The following is a 786-nucleotide window of genomic DNA, read 5'->3' on the forward strand; positions in this document are numbered from 1 at the left end:
GCGCCTTGCGGTCCGAATTTGGTGGTAAGGCGGAACGCAGGCGACCCTGCGCGGGGATCTGCCAGTACGACTTAAGTCTGGCGGGACGTGAGCATGGCCAGGTTGAGCAGCGCTGCTTCAATGGCTGCTGCAGTGGCCACGGGCTGCTCCATGGGAAACAGGTGGCTGCCGTCCAGCATCATGGTGCGGCCCTCGGTGACACGCAGCGTCATGGCCATGCCGACCTGCTTCATCTCTTCGGAATCGCGCCCGCCGATGAAGGCGGCCGGGCACTGCAGCGGGTGCTTGCTCAGCAGGCGGCCCAGGTTGTGCGGCAGGGTGTTGTAGATGGCGGTTTCCACCGCGCGGTCAAAGCCCAGCACCCGCTTGCCGTCCTGGTCTTGCAGGCCGTGGGTGATGTAATCGTGCAACACCTCGGGGTGCCAGCGTGCAAAAGCCTTCTTCTTGCGAAAGTGCTCCAGCGCCTTTTCGTTGCTGGCCCAGCTGAACCGCCGCTGGCGGCTCACCCGGCCCGGCGATATCGAACCCACCACCTGGGTGCGCTTGGCCACGCTGACCACGTTGGCCTTCCAGCCGCCAATAAGGGGCGAGTCGATCAGCAGTACCCCGCGCACCAGTCCGGGGTGGCGGGCGGCGGCCATCACGCTCAAAAAGCCGCCCAGCGAATGTCCCACCAGAAACACCGGCTGGCCCAGGCGCTGCACCTGCACCGTTGCAAAGTCGGCCAGCTGCTGCACCAGGTGTGGCCAGTTGCTGGTCACCGGGTACTGCGGGTCGTGGCCATAG

General features: G+C 65.6%; 1 protein-coding gene. It reads right to left on the reverse strand.

Going from position 1 to position 786, the window contains the following annotated elements; all coding sequences use genetic code 11:
- Positions 1 to 71: 71 nt before the first annotated feature.
- A partial coding sequence (locus DBR23_RS24155; protein WP_108499819.1) for an alpha/beta fold hydrolase occupies positions 72 to 786 on the reverse strand: 715 nt, incomplete at its 5' end.

The organism is Acidovorax sp. HMWF018, assembly GCF_003061035.1.
Classification (GTDB): domain Bacteria; phylum Pseudomonadota; class Gammaproteobacteria; order Burkholderiales; family Burkholderiaceae_C; genus Acidovorax; species Acidovorax delafieldii.